Below are 17,143 nucleotides of genomic sequence, written 5' to 3' on the forward strand. Positions count from 1 at the left end.
TTCATCAGGGTCCAGAGGTTAAATACCTCTCCCAAGAGACCGAATATATGGCTGCAATCTTGATTTCTGTTGGAAACATCAATTTCTGTAAAAACTTGGCTTGCAATTGGGGAGGAGTCCATATATGGATTCGAGGCCGGTATTAATTCAGCCAATGCATTCATATTAAAACGTTGCGTCAGACAATAGGCGGCGCATTGCTTGATGGGAAAGTTTTCCGGCATAAGTGATTTTAAAAGTGGTCTGGCATGGTAATTCAGTTAAATAAAGCCGGTTGCCTCTCCTTTGAGCAGGCAGGCAAAGAAACAATCCTTTGCTGATACAGAAACGAGAGATTTGTATTTAAAATAATTATCTGTCCGAGATTTTTACCAGCCAGCCATTCTCAAGCTCACATTGTGAGGATTTGGCGCTGACCTTGACATTTATTCGAGCTGCGGTGTTTTTCAGTGAACTTGGTAATTTCCCTTTTACTATAAAGAAAGGCTCTTTATATTCCGTAGTAACATCAACCGGAATGGTTTTTACTGTTACGGCAATTTGCTCGGGTTTTTGGATATTGAAAGCCAAAAAAGAGAATTCTGCTTCCGGTGCAACAGTAGATAAGTGTGCAGGCAATAATTTAGCCAGACGTGGTTTTATACACGCCCCCCCGCTGCTACTTCCACCCATGCTGCCGCCATGGCCGCTATGATGTTCCGTGGCATGGGCTGTCATGCTATTAAAAAAAGAAATCATAATAAAAATGGCCGTTAATCCTGATTTTGTCATATGTTTACCTTCTATTATTATTTTTGTTGTGTAAATGAGCAGGGTGCTGCGTTATGTTTTAAATCTGCGAATGTATTCCTGCCTAATTTAAAAGTTTAAAGCAATTTTAAGTTTCTTATTAACTCAATCCTCAATTTATATTCACAGCAAATAATTATTTACACAATGGTTTTTTAAAACCAAGGAAATAATCAAGTTGAAAGTTATCAGTATGCAAGAAAACAGTTGAAGGGTCAGTGGTATTTTTCTGCCGACACATACTATCTTGAGGGAAGAATAGATACTATAGCTAGCTCTACTATTTAGATTACCAAATCAATAAGCAAGATAATTTGAAACTGTATTTAAAGTCTATTTTATAAGAATAGGCTCTCAAGATATTTTACCGTCTTTCCCTATATCTCCTTCGCAAATTTTGTACTTGCAAAAACAGTACAGGGAACAATGCGTATTGGCAATAACAGGCACCAGTATTTCTCTAAAAATGTAAGAGAGATTTGCAAGGTATATCCCTCGTAGCGTTAGCATACGCTGTCAGCATATTTTACAATTCATAAAATAAAATGGGATATTAAGAAAGGCTATTTTTGTAATTAATTGATATTTAGTATATAAAAAAAATGGCATGAAGGATGCGTATATTACTTGTGCAAAGGCTATATGATCTGGCATAGATCAGGCCTTTATAGCACCCAGAATGCTACACCTGCTGCGAAACAGGGCCGGAAAGTTACAGATCTCTTTGAACTTCACTATGAGAGATGGCTGAATTGCAAGTTATAGTAAATTTGGTTAATTTTTTAAGTGGTTTTTTTAAGAGGCATTTATTTATGAATATAATGATAAAAAAGGAAAAAACTCCTTTTCGTTTAGCGTTTCTTTTGGCTGTTACAGGCTTGTTAACTCTCGGCTCGGCATTTACTACCAACGCTTATGCTGCATCTTGCGGGACATCAGGGGGTTTGGATACCATTAATGTTACGTTTAGAGATAGTGATTCTGACGGTTGCGGCGGCGTTTTTAGCGGCAATGATTCTCTGACAGCGGTTAATGATTCGGCCAACAATCTCTTATTTGGCGGCACCAATTGGTTGTACGAACTTAAAGACGATTCTCCAGGCGCTCCCGGTTCCGGCAGTGCCAGTTTTTTAGGTTTGGATTGGACCTTGAGCGCTGGATCAACTGGCAGTTGGACGCTGACCATAGCTGATCCAAATCCTGCAAGCTTACCCGTGGCCACTGATTTTCTCGCAGTATTGAAAGGCAGCAATTCCTGGGCCGCGTATTTTTTTGATAATGAAGTGTTCAACAGTACAGGTACAAGTGCTGGTACATTTAACATTGTATTTGCAAATGGCGGCAGTAATGACCCAGATTTGTCACACTTGACCTTATATGCCAGACAAGGGGACCTTCCACCTACAAACCCTGACACAGTTCCTGAGCCGTCAATAATTTGGCTGATAGGCATAGGTTTGATGAGTTTGACGATGGTCTTAAGTAAACAATCAAAATCAGCTTTGCAAGCTTAAATCCCTTTTAACGCTGAAACTAAGAAAGGGAGCGACTGCTCCCTTTCTTTTTGATCCATGGATCGGATCGTGCTCGATTGACATTTTTCAAATGACTGATCTCTACAATTTTCAGCCACAATTGAAACGGTTTGATCCCTCGAATCCCTCAAAGGCATCTCTCTTGGCAAAGGGAAATTTACTCAAATAAAAAAGGGCGCTTTAAGCGCCCTTTTTTCTTATTACCAAGATTAGTTTAGATTATTTTCTGGTACTATCGCCTACCGCAACTATCGCGGCGCTACCTTTGAAATTACCAGCTTTATCAAATGCTTGTACGGTGTAAGTATATGTTCCTTTAACAGGGGGTTTATCGGTATATTCAGTAGCGGTGATGCTTGCCACTTTGGTAGTGTTGCGCAGGATGTCGTAACGCGCAATGCCGGAACCCGTATCGGTAGAGGCTTGCCATGCAAGCGCCACTTGAGTTCTTTTAACTATACTGGCCGTCAAGCTTCCCGGTGCGCTGGGCGCTGTGCCGTCGACAATAATGGCCGCGGATGCAGTGGCATTGCTATGGCCTGCTGCTGAAGAAGTCACTGATTTGGTGTAGCTGCCATCCCCTGAAGGCGCTGTCAACGACCAGTTCGCGGATGCGGAACCGGCAGGACTGAGCGAGTACGAGCCCAATGTAGCGCCGTCGCTGTTTGTTAGCGTGAAGGTTGTGATACCGCAAGCCGATGCGTCTTTGTTGGTCAATGAAATACTGAGGTTTATGGCCGCCCCGGTCTTGCTAAAGATAGAACCGGGAGCCAAAGTCAAAGCCGGAGTATTTCCGATGCAAACCGCGGAACCTGTAAGTGCGCTGCCTGCATTTGAATACGGAGAAAAGCCGTTACTGTTATAGGCGCGCACCCGATAAAAGTAAGTTGTCGCCGCAGACAGGCCGGTATTGTTAAAATTGACGCTGTTACTGCCAACAACGGCAATTTCAGCCCAGTTTACACCGTCGAAGGATCTTTCAATTCTAAAGCCGGTTTCATTGCCGGAATTATCGGCCCATGCCATCGTGATTGCCGAATCGGAAACCGCCGTTGCTGTCAGATTGCCCGGCGCATTAGGAAAAGTGGTATCGACAGCTGACCGGAATGCAGCAACAATGCCTTTGGTGTTATTCATTGATAAGGCATTATTGGCCGTGCTGCTGCCGGTCACTTCGGTGGTAGATAACATGACATTGGGATTCGAGAAATAGCTGACCCTTGTGCCCCCGGTGCAGTTATAGGACATTACTGTGCGAAAGCCGCCGGTCTGACATAAGCGATAGCCGTAAGAATAACTGTACGCTCCCGCAGTGCCGCCGGAATCCTCTTTGTTATGTTGGTCACCCTGGTTATGCCCCATTTCATGCGCGAGGGTCTGGGTTGAAAGACAGGCATAAGCCGAATCGTCATGCACCACACTGAACGCGTAAGATGCAAAGGCGCTGCTTATCCATGAACCGGTCATCATATACCCAATACCGCAATAATTGGCATCGGCAGACATTAATGCGACCTGATCGGCGCCATACTGATTACGCCAGGTATGAACCTCGTCCATTTTACCGTCGCTGGCGCCGGTCAGGTCGGTAAGACTTGTGCTCATATTGCCGGTCTCGACATAACTGGTTTCTTTCATGGCTACGAGGTTAATCTGCATGTCGATTTTACTGTTAATATAAGCCTGGTTCGCCATTGCAACCGCATTGCTTATTTTGGCTTCAATACCTGCTTGACCTGAGGCGTTGTTTTTTGCCCTTGCGGTATAAACGACCAGCACATCAATGATTGTCCCGGCTGCCGCATTACTCGTGGCAGGAGCGGCGAATGTCATGGTGCTATCGATCTCCCCGCCGGTGGCGAGAAAATCTTCGGGTTGCTTTGAATGGCTGTGTTTCGGGTTTTTATCCGGGTCAACCTGGGTGATATCGTGTTTATTATTGCCTTTGAATTCAATTTCATAGCTCTTACCGCCAATTTGCACGTTACCGGACATGGTGTTGCCGCGGACTGTCAAAAATACTTCACTATCCTGTTCGCCTTCTACATGACCTATCCAGGTAGAATGGCCTTTAACCTTGTCTATCAAGCGGTCACGAACCGCTGTTACAACCACATCATTAAAAAGATTCAGTGTGAGCGAATCCGACCAGAGTAAATCGGTGTGAACATTAACGCGGCGGTTTTTTCCCTTCACGGCTTTTTTAGGCAGTACTTTGTGAGGGGATTGCTGAATATTATAATCATTGTTAGGGGATTGCTGAATATCATAATCATCGAATAAATCAGGTGGCGGCAGCTGTGCTTTGCCTGATGCAAGCGCAGGTGTCACTCCTATTAACATTGATGAAGCTGTCAAGAGCAAGGCGGCTATATTTTTGAGTTTCATTGGCTAATCTCTCGCGTGGAATTGATGTCGGCTGATAGTATTGAGTTAAAAAGCAGACAAATCTGTGAAGCAAATACCATTGCTCATTCGGGTGCTCAGCGAAACTTTGATGTAAATAACACTTTGGGAATTGATTTATAGTTGAAGACAAGCGGCGGAATTTTAACCTTGGCTATTATTGCTTCACCTGATTTTCAAGGCCGGAGAAAGCTTGGGATTGGATTGTTTAGTATAAATAAGGGAAAATAGCGGGTCTTTCTAAGCCGGAGTAAAACCCTGCAAGCTGAAATTTCCTCTGACTGTTGTATTTTATGAGACGCTGATTAAATGGAATTTAAGGTCGGCCCGCGCCTATAAATCTTTTCCGCCAGTAAGGATTCTTCAGACTGGAGACCAGCACCTTTCCCGTTTGACGGCTAGGCGCATGAATAAAGTGGTCATTATCGACATAGATACCTACATGGGAATAGGCTTTTCCGTTAATTTTGAAGAAAACCAGATCACCGGAATGAAGATCATTTTTAGGTATTTGCGGCAGGGATCGCGCCATCTCTTGAACCGTGCGCGGTAAAAGAATCCCATATTGTTCATAAACATGATTGACAAAACCACTGCAATCGAAACCTTGAGCCGGGGAGTTTTTACCATAATGATAAGGCAAACCCTGCAAACTCAAGGCATATTGGATCACTTGCCGGGCTGCAGGTTTTATTTCAGGAACAGCGGCGCAGCCTGAAACCAAAATAATTACCAAGGATAAAATTAATCGATGGCAGAAACAGCCATTGTTTTTATTGCCGGGAATGTTCAATTTTTTTATCCCTGAAACTATTACTGGATTAATAAAAATACTTATAAAAAAGTATCACAAGTTAAAAGAAGGTAGGGCTTTGATTGAAAAATACCTATTGCTTTCAGGTTTTTTAAGGACTACGCTAAAGAATTTAAAACGGCTCAGCCAAAATACTCAAGTCTTAAGCAGGAGAAAGAAAATGCTTTATATCGCCCCCAATCAAGCCGGCAGTAAAATTAATTTTAAACCCCGTTATGAAAATTTTATTGGCGGCAGCTGGGTTGCGCCGGTTAAAGGCCAGTACTTTGAAAATTTAAGCCCCGTTAACGGCAAAGTCTTCTGTGAAATTCCCCGCTCCACGGCTGAAGATATCCAGTTGGCCCTGAATGCGGCTCATGCAGCGAAAGATGCCTGGGGAAAAACATCGGTCACAAACCGATCGAATTGTTTACTAAAAATTGCTGACTGTATGGAAGCTAACCTTGAAGCCTTAGCGGTTGCTGAAACCTGGGATAATGGCAAGGCAGTACGAGAGACCCTGGCCGCCGACATACCTTTGGCAGTTGATCACTTTCGTTACTTTGCCGGCTGTATTCGCGCTCAGGAAGGCTCTATTGGTGAAATAGACGAAAACACCATTGCTTATCATTTCCACGAACCTTTGGGAGTCGTGGGCCAGATCATTCCGTGGAATTTTCCCTTGTTAATGGCAAGCTGGAAATTGGCGCCAGCCTTGGCCGCAGGAAACTGTGTCGTATTAAAACCGGCCGAACAAACCCCGGCTTCCATTTTGGTGCTGATGGAAATGATCGGCGATTTATTGCCGCCGGGGGTGATTAATATTGTCAACGGATTTGGCGCCGAAGCAGGCCAGGCTCTGGCCAGCAGTTCCTATATTGCAAAAATAGCGTTTACCGGCTCGACCCCGGTAGGCTCGCGTATTCTAAAATGCGCCGCAGAAAGCATTATTCCCTCTACAGTTGAGTTAGGTGGCAAATCGCCTAATATTTTTTTCGAGGATGTGCTGAATCAGGAAGATGCCTTTGTCAGCAAATGCATGGAAGGCGCGGTGCTGGGATTTTTTAATCAGGGCGAAGTCTGTACCTGTCCCTCCCGTCTGTTAATACAGGAATCAATTTATTCAGAATTTATCGCTAAAGTGGTCAAGCGTTCCCGGGAGATTAAACGCGGCAATCCGCTAGATACAGAAACCATGGTGGGAGCGCAAGCCTCCAAACAGCAGTTTGATAAAATTCTTGATTACGTACGAATAGGCAAGGATGAAGGGGCTGAAGTATTAATAGGCGGTGAGGTTGAGGCTTTGGGCGGCGATTTGTCTGAAGGTTTCTACATTCAGCCGACTTTGCTGAAAGGCGATAACAGCATGCGCGTCTTTCAGGAAGAAATCTTTGGTCCCGTGCTGTCGGTAACCACATTCAAGGATGAAGCGGAAGCTTTATCTATTGCGAATGACACCCAGTTTGGCCTCGGCGCAGGCCTCTGGACACGCGATATGAACCGTGCCTATCGCATGGGGCGAGGTATTCAGGCAGGACGGGTATGGACAAACTGTTATCATCATTATCCAGCTCATGCAGCGTTCGGCGGTTATAAAAAATCAGGTGTAGGCCGTGAGAATCATAAAATGATGCTGGATCATTACCAGCAAACAAAAAATATACTGGTCAGTTACGATATTAATCCTTTAGGTTTTTTCTGATGACATTGGTTATGAATAGACAAGAACACGTAGTCTGTTCATTTATTGGTATTGGGAATTCCTCGCGATAAAACCTGTGCCGGGGTGCTTGGATGAGCCTGAAAAATCCGGTTTGAAGCTGTTCGGCAGAATCCCTTATTTACGACTGGATTGACTTACTTCTTCCGGCTCTGCCTGATTGCCCAGGCCACATCAGCCGCCTGTCTGTTTTCCTTGACATCATGCACGCGGAACATTTGCACACCGGCCATAACCCCTAAGGCAGTGGTTACGGCCGTGGCTGTCACCAGTTCACTGGGTTCCGTGATATCACAGATTGTTCCCATAAAGCGTTTGCGGCTGGCGCCTAAAAGAACGGGAAAGCCCATTGCCACAAATGCCTCAAGATGCGCCAATAAGTCGATATTATCCTGCTTGCGCTTGCCAAAACCTATACCCGGATCTATGGCTATCTTTGCCGGCTTAATCCCGGCATTTAATGCTGAATTGATTCTTTCTCTTAAGGCATTAACCACTTCCTGCACAACATCATCATAATTAGGATTATTCTGCATGGTTTTGGGCGCTCCCTTGCTATGCATTAAAATAATTGGCACCTCTCTTTCAGCGGCCAGTGCCAATAGGTCTTGATCATTTTGGCCTCCTGAAATATCGTTGATCATATCGGTTCCGGCATCCAGTGCTGCTTTTGCAACCTTGCTTAACGTGGTATCAATGCTGATTGGCACATTATCCAGCCTCTGTCTGATGGCCCTGATAACCGGCACCACCCGTTGAATTTGTTCCGCAGCGGCAACAGGATCAGCGCCAGGCCGCGTTGATTCTCCGCCTATATCAATTATATCGGCACCTTGGGCGATCATAAGTTCAGCCTGCTGCAAGGCTGCGTTAATAGCTGAATATTTGCCGCCATCCGAGAAACTATCCGGCGTAACATTTAAAATTCCCATAATCAGGGGTTTGGTTATATGACTGAACATTCCTAAAGGCTCCTGGGCGCGAAATCAAAGCATGGCTTCAGGTATAATAACGCAATACTTTCAAAGCGAAGTATGGTAATGAATGAACGCTCTTTAGCCGGGGTTCAAGGCTCCGGTCATTATGTAGAAGAATATCAGGATTTCCTGCCAGGCTTCGAGAGACGGAAATATATGCTTTTGCAAATTAAAGCCACGGACAATGTGGACCAATGAATATTAAAGCTGGAGAACGGCTTAAGCCTTAAACATGAGCGAACATATCCTCTTTCTTACCGGCAAACTGGCGGAAAAACAGCTGCATAATATACTGGAAAAAATGCAGCCGGATTTCACCTATACCGTGCATCAGCTGGGACTTAAAGTTGCCGGCCTAATGACGGCCGATATGATTGCCCGGCGCTTGACCGATACTTTTGGTGCCGATCGCATTATCGTACCGGGGCGTTGCCGTGGCGATCTGGAGACATTATCGGCCGAAAAAGGTCTGCCGATAGTGCGCGGGCCGGAAGAACTCAAGGACTTGCCGCTGTATTTTGGCAAAGAGGCGCAGAAGCTGGATATCAGCCGCTATAGCGTCAGAATCTTTGCCGAAATTGTCGATGCCCCGAATATCAGTACTGAAGAAGTGATCAAGCGTGCGCATTATTATAAAAGATACGGCGCCGATGTCATCGATATAGGCTGCCTGCCCAGCACTGATTTTCCGCATATGGAAGAAATAATCGGCGCCTTGAAACACGAAGGTTTTACGGTCAGCATTGATTCGCTGGATGATAATGATCTGCTCAAAGGCGGCAAAGCAGGGGCTGATTACATGCTCAGCCTGCATGAAAGCAGCCTCTGGATTGCTGACAATGTCGCCGCAACCCCCATTCTTATTCCGGAAAAACATAAAGATCTGGCTTCATTGGATAGAGCTATAAAAGCCATGCAGGCAAAAAACCGGGATTTTATTGTCGATCCTATTCTGGACGTCCTGCATTTTGGCTTTACTCAATCCTTGGTGCGTTATCATGAAGTCAGAAAAAACCACCCGGACATTGAAATAATGATGGGTGTCGGCAATATAACGGAGCTCACTCATGCCGACACAGTAGGCATGAATACCTTGCTGCTGGGCATTTGCTCGGAATTGAATATCAACAATATTCTGGCAACTGAGGTCAGCAACCATGCACGCCGGGCGATAAAGGAAGCGGATCTGGCGCGGCGAATTATGTTTGCGGCAAAAGAACACCATATGCTGCCCAAACATATTGATCCCGGGTTAATGGCTTTGCACGAGACTTCGCCTTTTCCTTATGGTCTGGATGAAATCAGGGAACTGGCGGCGCAAATCCGGGATCCCAGTTTTCGCATTCAAACCAGTTCCGAAGGCCTGCATATTTTCAATCGCGACGGCTTCCACAGCGCCATTGACCCGTTCGATTTGTTTCCTCATCTTCACGTTGAAAATGACGGCGGCCACGCTTTTTACCTGGGCGTGGAACTTGCCCGTGCCGAAATAGCCTGGCAACTGGGCAAGCGCTTCACGCAGGATCAACCGTTGAACTGGGGCTGCGCCACCGATCAGGCGGAGCAGACTGTAGATCTGCACACTTTTAAACCGGCAGGAACAACTTTACAAAAAAATAAATGATTCAGGAAACGATTGTAACTACGCAGAATAGTTCATGTGTGGCGCATATTGCGCCTATGGGTATTCATGTCAACGGCGATGAATTTATCATTCTTCCTTTTTATCCTTCGGCCACCCTCAATAATTTGCTGGAAAGTAAAACAGCGGTAATTAACTACTGCGATGATGTGCGCGTCTTTGCAGGCTGCTTGACCGGACGGCGCGACTGGCCCTTGAAACCGGCAGAAAAAATCAACGGCCAGATTCTGGCTTGCGCTTTGGCCCATACGGAAGTTGAACTTGTCCGTTTGGAAGAAGATGCTGTCCGGCCAAAATTATTCTGCAAAGCCCTGCATACGGTAAACCATGCGCCCTTCAGGGGATTTAACCGCGGCCAGCATGCAGTACTGGAAGCGGCCATTCTGGTTAGCCGATTAAACAGGCTGCCTCTGGAAAAAATAGAATCTGAAATTGAATATTTACGTATTGGCCTTGATAAAACAGCCGGTGACAGGGAGCGTGAGGCCTGGGATTGGTTAATGACTGCTATTGAGAACTTTAAAACCGGAGCCCGCGCATGACCGGTATGCTTGCCAGCGTTAACAGCCTGAAAGAAGCGGCTCTGGTTTTAAGCGCGAACGTAGATATTATTGACTTGAAAGAGCCTGTATTGGGCGCTTTGGGCGCTTTGGAAACTGATAGTGTTAAAAAGATCGTTACCTGGATGGATGGCCGTTGTCCGGTCAGCGCCACCATAGGCGATTTGCCTATGAAGCCCCAGATTATTTTCAATGCGGTAAAAGCTATGGCTGAAACGGGCGTCGATTATATAAAAGTGGGCTTTTTCCCCGGCGGCGCCTGGCCGGAAACCGTGGAGAAATTATCCGCTTTAACGCAACACGATATTGCTCTGATCGCCGTATTATTTGCCGATACCCAATTTAATGAGGTGCAAGAGGGTTTTACCCTCATACCGTCTTTGAAAAATGCCGGTTTCAAGGGCGTTATGCTGGATACCCGGGATAAAAAAAACGGCTCATTAACGCAGATTATGGCAAAAACCGATATTCGGCAATTTGTCGGCCTGGTCAAAACCCATCAATTAATTTGCGGACTTGCAGGTTCTCTCAGGCTGGAAGATATAGCCGGGTTGATGACTTTTCATCCCGACTATCTAGGCTTCAGGGGCGCCCTGTGTATGCAGCATAATAGAACTGCACAAATAAATGAGGCTGCGATTGTGCAGATAAGGCAGGCGATAACTCCCGCGCGGCCTATATAGCGCCTTTTATATTTCGCGTTGTAGCGTAAGAATGTGAGAGTCATTTAATGGCTAAAGAGCCGTTAAAGCGGCCGCATCCATAGCCAGAACAATTATTTTCCAGTGTCGAAAAAAATCAAAACGGAAGTGTCACTCTTGCCACAAATATAGTATCTCTTCTTACTCTTAAAAACTGACAACTTAACTTTACTCAGAAATTTGTAAGATCAAATAATCCTACTATATTAAAAGACCATGACCAGTCTCCGCCTATTCCCGGTTTTCAAACTACAGATACAAGGCATTTTTTATATGCATATGTTTGTAGCGGCCTGGTTTGTAGTCAGCGCTGCGCTGATATTCTGGCCGGAACCCGCCAGGGCCGACAATACTACTCTGGTTCCCTACAGCGTATCAAAGCAATACACTCACCTTACGCGTGATGATCTTAGAGAAATATTTTTCGGCCGCCGAACGCGATGGCCGGACGGCACCCCCCTCAGGGTTTTTGTACTGCCCGATCATGATCCCTTGCATATTCGTTTTTCAAAAGAAGTCCTGGGAGTTTACCCCTACCAACTTCGCTCCGTCTGGGACCGGATGGTTTATTCGGGGACCGGCGTACCTCCCACTATGGTGGAGTCTCTGGAAAAAATGAAAACTGTAATAAAGGAGACACCGGATGCTATCGGTTATATCGAAAAATAGGCGGCGGCGCTTGTATAGCCAAAATACGAGCTTTTGTTGCTATAGATTTTTTATCAGCATCCTTTGGGTATTACCACTCAGTTATGCGCAATGCGTACCTGCATTGGAGCTTGGTATCGGTGATTGGCAGGCGCACGGTTTTGTGAGCCAGGGCTATACCCTGACTTCCGAATATAATGCCTATGGTCACAGCACAGGGAATGGAAGCCTGGATTTTACCGAGATTGGCGTCAATGTTCTGGGACACCTTCAGCCCAATCTTTTAATTGCAGCGCAAGGTCTTTATCGTAACGGCGGAGGGTCGGACAGGGAAGACTTCCGCCTGGATTTCGCCAATCTCGACTATCATTTTTCGCTGGGAAAACAGGCTACGGCAGGGATTCGGCTGGGGCGCGTCAAAAATCCTTTCGGCCTTTACAACGATACCCGCGATGTGGTTTGGACCCGCCCCGGCGTATTTATACCACAGTCCGTCTATTTCGATTCCCTGGCCCTGCGCCAGGCCATGATTTCTTCTGACGGAGGGATACTGTATAACCGCTTTGCTGTCGGCGATCATGCCTTAAAGACTGAGTTTGTAGTGTCCGAACCTCTGGATGATACCGGCGGCGCCGCCGAATTCCTGACCGGCATACCCAATGCCCGCGGGAAATTGGGCGGCCGTCCTTTATTCATCGGCCGCATGGGTTATGAATGGCAGGAAGGACGCTTTCGTCTGCTGTTCAGCGTGGTAAACCTTGATCGCGATTTCAAGTCTGCTACACCGGGCGTTTCATCAGGAAACCTGAAGGTTTTATATCCTCTGGCTTCGGCACAGGTGAATCTGGAAGACTGGAGTTTTACCGGCGAATACGGGCGTATTACCGCTGAACGCAGCGGCTTTACTCCGGGCGGCGTCACGCTGGAAAACACCTCGGAAAGTTTTTATGTTCAGGCGCAGTACCGTTTTACTCAGGATTGGTCGGCGCTGCTGCGCTATGACAGTTTTACCGCCAATGTCAATGACAGGAGCGGCAACCACCTCGCGGCAATGACGGGCTTGCCCAAGCATCGTTTTTACGCGCGTGATCTTACTGCGGGTCTGCGCTGGGAAGTGGTACGCAACTGGATGATAGCGGGGGAATATCATTCGGTCTGGGGTACCGGCCTGGTGTCGCCGGTGGATAATCCCGATTTGAATCAAAGGAATGGGCCGGAACGCTGGGATATGTTCTCCATAATGCTTTCTTACCGCTTTTGATACGGAAAATCAAGAGGCGATCCTAACCTATGCGCAAGGCGAAAACTGAGGTAAGCAATCAGCGCTTCATTGGTCTCCAGTGGAAAAGTTTCTTATGGTTGAGCATGCTTTTACTTTGCCTGAGTTCAGCGTTTTACGCTTTAAATTATCATTCCCTGATTGCCCAGTTTAATGCTCAGCGCGAGTCCGAGGTGCGTTCATTACGCCATCATATTCGCGGACTATTTACCGGTACATCGGATCGGCTTATCCGGCTGGGTGGAGCTTTGGCATCTATGTCCGATCTTGGGAGAGCGCTCGCCAGTAAAGATCAGGATAAAATTTCCACTTTTGTTGCCAACTATTCCAGCCTGAGATATGAACTGGACGTAAGGCGGCTGGATATCTATACGACAGAGGCGGGTTATGATCTGATCAGAAGCTGGCTTCCTAGTGATGAGAAGCTTCCTGACGATTATCTTCGTAATGCCATGGAAAAGGTAAAAGAAGGCGAAAAGCCTTTTACCTTATTATATTGCCAGCCCCTTTGCTTGCTTCATGCCTTCGTACCTATTCTATCCGAAGGTAAAAATGTCGGAGTCATCTCGCTTGGTCAATCCATTGCCGATTTTATTATCGATTTCCACCTGATTACCGGAGCCGATATTGCTCTGGCTGTTCCGGCCGATACCAGCGGCGCAGGGACACTTTCCGGATGGGGTATGAGGGTGCCGGCATTAACTGATCCTCCCAAGCTCACCGCATTGCTAAAGCATATATCCGAAATTTATCATAATCCTCTGGAACTGGAGGACGGCCAACTCATTGAATGGAGAAATTCAAGCTATGACGTGCATCATCTGGCTTTGGATAAAATCATACCCGGGCAGCAAGGTTTTATTATCCTGATTTCCGATGTCAGCAAGCGCTTGCATGATATTCAACACGCTCTTAATCAAGCCATGCTGGCTACGGCGGGGGGACTGGTAGCTGCAGAATTGATGCTTCTGTACCTGATCAGGGTGCCTTTGCGGCGGCTGGGGCGATTTGCCCTGACGCTTCCGCTTCTTGCAGAGGGTGCGTATGACCAGGCGCGGGACAAGTTTTCTGCACATCGAAATAGCGTGCGCTTTCGCGATGAAATTGATTTTTTATATGACAGCGCCGTCACGCTTTCACATCAACTCGAGCAAAACAGCGATGCCCTGGACATGAAGAATAAAGAGCTTGCTGAGGAGCGGGATTTTATCCAGGGGCTCTTAGCCTCAGCGCAGGTTCTGGTGATTACTCAAACACGGTCCGGCATAATCCGGATTGGAAATGATTTTGCTGCTCATCTTATTGGTTATCACCCCTCTCAATTGCAGGGTTTGAAATTTGTAGATTTAATCGCCGATACCGACTCAAAACATGAAGTAGTCGATAAACTGGAAGCGCTTTGTAATAACGGACAGAGGCGCATGGAACACGAGCTTGAAATGCTTTGCAGGAATGGAGAATTGCGCCGCGTGATCTGGGTGCATACGCCGCTTCATGAAGAGTATACCGATGGCACGGCTGTCCTGTCGGTGGGCCTGGACGTTACCGAGCGAGTACGCGCCGAGTCGCGCATGCGCTGGCTGGCCAATCATGACCCGCTGACCTCTTTAGTTAACCGGCACCGCTTTATAGAAGATCTTACTCACACTTATGATGAAGTGACCCGAACCGCTGCAACTGCCGCTCTGCTGGTTTTCGATCTGGATCATTTTAAAGAAGTCAATGACACCAGCGGACATGCTGCAGGAGATGCCCTGTTGTGTATGATCGCTGATGAATTGCGAAGCAGGGCGCGTACCTCCGATATTATCGCGCGATTAGGAGGCGATGAGTTCGCCATACTGATGCCGCAAACCGATAGTTACGGCGCTGAAACTTTCGCAAAACAATTGAATGACCGCTGGTCAGACGCGCCCTTTATTTTCGGCGAAAAGCGCTACAAGGTTGGCGCCAGCATTGGCATTGCCTTGTTGCCGGAACACGGCGCCAATATTCATGAAGTTATGGCTAACGCAGATCTTGCGATGTATGAGGCGAAAAGAGCAGGGCGTTCCCGCGCTAGGGTTTTTGCTTACGAGCATAAGCAAGGGGAAGCAATAAAGCAAAATGTCTATTGGAAAGACGTTCTCACCCAGGCTATCGCTAAAGATCATCTGTTTTTTGACTTCCAGCCAGTGGTGGATGCAAAAACGGGAGAAACAGTATACTGCGAAGCATTGCTCAGACTAAGGATGGCTAATGGAAGAATAGCTTTGCCTGGCGAGTTTATGCCCGCTGCGGAGCGAGCAGGGCTTAATTATGATTTGGACTATTATGTAGTAAAAACCGTTCTGCACCTGTTATTGACTGATTCGGAAAAACGCCTCTCCGTTAATCTTTCAACAGCGGCTTTAAATGATTCGGGCTGGACTAAAATGCTGGAGCAAGCCGTTCAGAATCAATATCTTTCGCCTGATCGGGTAATTTTCGAAATTACCGAGACTGCAGTGATCGCCGATATGGAAAAAGCCCGGCAAATTACAGAAGAGGTTATTTCATTAGGATTTTCCTTCGCGGTGGATGATTTCGGCGCCGGTTTCAGCTCCCTCTATTACTTAAAACATCTACCCGTAGCCTATGTAAAGATTGACCGGTCGCTGATAAAAAATCTCGTCAATAACAAGGAAGATTACGCCTTCGTCCGCGCTATCACGACAATGATTCATGCTTATGGCAAGAAAGTGGTTTGTGTCGGGGTTGAAAATGCCGCAACGCTGGAATTGTTGAGGGATATGGGTATCGATCTGCTTCAGGGTTTCCATATCGGCCAGCCAGGGGAAGACGCTAATTATACCCTGACAGAAGCGCTGCCAAAGTGGAGTCGCGGCTAAAGTACCCCTGTCGAAGCCGGAGCTTCAAGTTTTGCCTGCTGCCTGAAGAAAAGCTTTTCCTCACAACTCACTATAGATATTAATCATGCAAAACTTTACCATTCCAGCTATTTATTGTCCTTTTCCTTCGGCAATCAGCCCGCATGCGGATGCGTTGCAAAATCATACACTCGATTGGGTGAAGCATTTTAACCTTGTTAAAGATGAACCAGCCTTTGCACACCTTCGGGCCTCCAGATTTGGCTGGCTGGCGGCAAGAGCTTACCCGAATGCCTCGCTTGATCGGCTTGAAATTGTAGCAGACTGGAATACCTGGCTGTTTATGCTCGATGATCAATGCGATGAGTGGGGCATTGGCAAGCATCCCGAGCAACTCGGCGCCTTGCATTTTAAGTGCCTTGAAACCCTTTCGGGAAGCCCGCCACAGGAGCAGGATATGGCTTTGGTTCAGGCCATGTATGATATTCGCAGCCGCCTTCAACCGTTTATGCCGCTGTCCTGGCTGACGCGTTTTGTTCAAAGCGTGGCCGAATATTTTGAATCCACGTTATGGGAGGCAAGGAACCGGGATCAAGGGATTTGGCCGGAGTCGAAAACCTATATTCAAATGCGTCCTTATACAGGCGGGCTTTATACAGACATCGATTTGATCGAACTGACAGAAGCCGTCGCACTTCCCTTGTCGGTTCGAAAACATATTAGCATTCAGCACCTTACTAATTTAACCAATAATGTTGTCTGCTGGTCTAATGATGTTATTTCCCTGCAAAAGGAATTCAATCATAGGGACATGCATAATCTGGTACTCATTTTGCATCACCGCCAACAGATCAGTTTGCAGGCTGCTATAAACCGTGTGGTCAAGCTTATTGAACGTCAAGTGCGTCGATTTATTATTCTGGAAAGCTCCTTACCGAGCTTTGGCGCCGAAAATGATGAGGCCGTCAAGAAACTTATAGCCGTCCTGCGCGCCTGGATGCGTGGAAACCTTGACTGGTCTTTAGAATCCGGACGCTATCGGCCGGTTAATGAAATAGAACTATCTCGCGATAGTCAACACGCAGGTAACCGCGCAGCCATTAGTCCGAGCTAATTCTAATACGCATCTCAAAAAGCCCCCGGACAAAAATTAACCTGAGCCTGAGCGGATTGAAGCCAGGGAAAATGAGTCAGCTGCGTGAGCTGACCGGTATCACGGGTCAGCGCCAGCCAAGCGGTTGCGA

13 protein-coding genes, 1 pseudogene and 1 riboswitch are annotated in these 17,143 nt (G+C 46.7%); of the genes and pseudogenes, 9 read left to right on the forward strand and 5 right to left on the reverse strand.

Annotation, left to right across the window (positions count from 1 at the left end; genetic code table 11):
* Both HUX64_RS19355 and HUX64_RS16845 read right to left on the reverse strand, forming a co-directional pair.
* Window positions 1-224 (reverse strand): annotated as a pseudogene (locus HUX64_RS19355) (hypothetical protein); the annotation flags it as partial.
* A gap of 127 nt (window positions 225-351) precedes the next feature.
* Window positions 352-771 carry a hypothetical protein gene (locus tag HUX64_RS16845; protein WP_174627374.1) on the reverse strand — a complete coding sequence of 140 codons (420 nt, stop codon included), beginning with the start codon at window positions 769-771 and terminating at the stop codon, window positions 352-354.
* A gap of 689 nt (window positions 772-1,460) precedes the next feature.
* A riboswitch (cyclic di-GMP riboswitch) is annotated at window positions 1,461-1,549 on the forward strand.
* Here HUX64_RS16845 and HUX64_RS16850 point away from each other — a divergent pair.
* On the forward strand, window positions 1,533-2,303 hold the full coding sequence (locus HUX64_RS16850; RefSeq protein ID WP_174627375.1) for a PEP-CTERM sorting domain-containing protein: 771 nt from the start codon (window positions 1,533-1,535) through the stop codon (window positions 2,301-2,303). It overlaps the preceding riboswitch by 17 nt.
* Window positions 2,304-2,543: 240 nt before the next feature.
* On the opposite strand, the gene HUX64_RS16855 is transcribed toward HUX64_RS16850, so the two are convergent.
* Together HUX64_RS16855 and HUX64_RS16860 are read right to left on the reverse strand one after the other, a co-directional pair.
* The gene (locus tag HUX64_RS16855; RefSeq protein WP_174627376.1) at window positions 2,544-4,712 is read right to left on the reverse strand and encodes a M12 family metallo-peptidase; all 2,169 of its coding nucleotides are present in this window, start codon (window positions 4,710-4,712) and stop codon (window positions 2,544-2,546) included.
* Window positions 4,713-5,046: 334 nt separating this feature from the next.
* Entirely contained in the window at window positions 5,047-5,523 is a 477-nt protein-coding gene (locus HUX64_RS16860) for a C40 family peptidase (protein ID WP_343034418.1), read from the reverse strand.
* A 181-nt stretch (window positions 5,524-5,704) separates the two neighbouring features.
* Between HUX64_RS16860 and exaC the strand changes: the two genes are divergently transcribed.
* Window positions 5,705-7,225: an acetaldehyde dehydrogenase ExaC gene (gene exaC / locus HUX64_RS16865; protein WP_174627377.1), complete on the forward strand. Its 1,521-nt coding sequence runs from the start codon at window positions 5,705-5,707 to the stop codon at window positions 7,223-7,225.
* Window positions 7,226-7,380: 155 nt separating this feature from the next.
* On the opposite strand, the gene folP is transcribed toward exaC, so the two are convergent.
* Window positions 7,381-8,205 (reverse strand): dihydropteroate synthase, encoded by an 825-nt coding sequence (gene folP, locus HUX64_RS16870; protein ID WP_174627378.1) that lies wholly within the window; start codon window positions 8,203-8,205, stop codon window positions 7,381-7,383.
* A 247-nt stretch (window positions 8,206-8,452) separates the two neighbouring features.
* Between folP and HUX64_RS16875 the strand changes: the two genes are divergently transcribed.
* The 7 genes from HUX64_RS16875 (at window position 8,453) to HUX64_RS16905 (ending at window position 17,013) form a co-directional block, all read left to right on the forward strand.
* Window positions 8,453-9,844, forward strand: a complete 1,392-nt coding sequence (locus HUX64_RS16875; RefSeq protein ID WP_174627379.1) for a DUF6513 domain-containing protein — start codon at window positions 8,453-8,455, stop codon at window positions 9,842-9,844.
* Window positions 9,841-10,404 carry a DUF447 domain-containing protein gene (locus HUX64_RS16880; RefSeq protein ID WP_174627380.1) on the forward strand — a complete coding sequence of 188 codons (564 nt, stop codon included), beginning with the start codon at window positions 9,841-9,843 and terminating at the stop codon, window positions 10,402-10,404. The genes HUX64_RS16875 and HUX64_RS16880 overlap by 4 nt, the downstream gene beginning before the upstream one ends.
* On the forward strand, window positions 10,401-11,105 hold the full coding sequence (locus HUX64_RS16885; protein ID WP_174627381.1) for a (5-formylfuran-3-yl)methyl phosphate synthase: 705 nt from the start codon (window positions 10,401-10,403) through the stop codon (window positions 11,103-11,105). The genes HUX64_RS16880 and HUX64_RS16885 overlap by 4 nt, the downstream gene beginning before the upstream one ends.
* Window positions 11,106-11,339: 234 nt before the next feature.
* Window positions 11,340-11,792, forward strand: a complete 453-nt coding sequence (locus tag HUX64_RS19900) for a type 2 periplasmic-binding domain-containing protein (protein WP_174627382.1) — start codon at window positions 11,340-11,342, stop codon at window positions 11,790-11,792.
* A gap of 103 nt (window positions 11,793-11,895) precedes the next feature.
* Window positions 11,896-13,032: a hypothetical protein gene (locus HUX64_RS16895; protein ID WP_217426586.1), complete on the forward strand. Its 1,137-nt coding sequence runs from the start codon at window positions 11,896-11,898 to the stop codon at window positions 13,030-13,032.
* A 29-nt stretch (window positions 13,033-13,061) separates the two neighbouring features.
* A complete protein-coding gene (locus HUX64_RS16900) occupies window positions 13,062-15,920 on the forward strand; it encodes a bifunctional diguanylate cyclase/phosphodiesterase (protein WP_174627384.1) in 2,859 nt (952 codons plus the stop codon).
* Window positions 15,921-16,005: 85 nt separating this feature from the next.
* Complete coding sequence (locus tag HUX64_RS16905; RefSeq protein WP_174627385.1) at window positions 16,006-17,013, forward strand: terpene synthase family protein; 1,008 nt, start codon at window positions 16,006-16,008, stop codon at window positions 17,011-17,013.
* Window positions 17,014-17,143: the final 130 nt, after the last annotated feature.

It is taken from the genome of Candidatus Methylobacter favarea (assembly GCF_902806695.1).
In the GTDB taxonomy this organism is placed as follows: Bacteria; Pseudomonadota; Gammaproteobacteria; order Methylococcales; family Methylomonadaceae; genus Methylobacter_B; species Methylobacter_B favarea.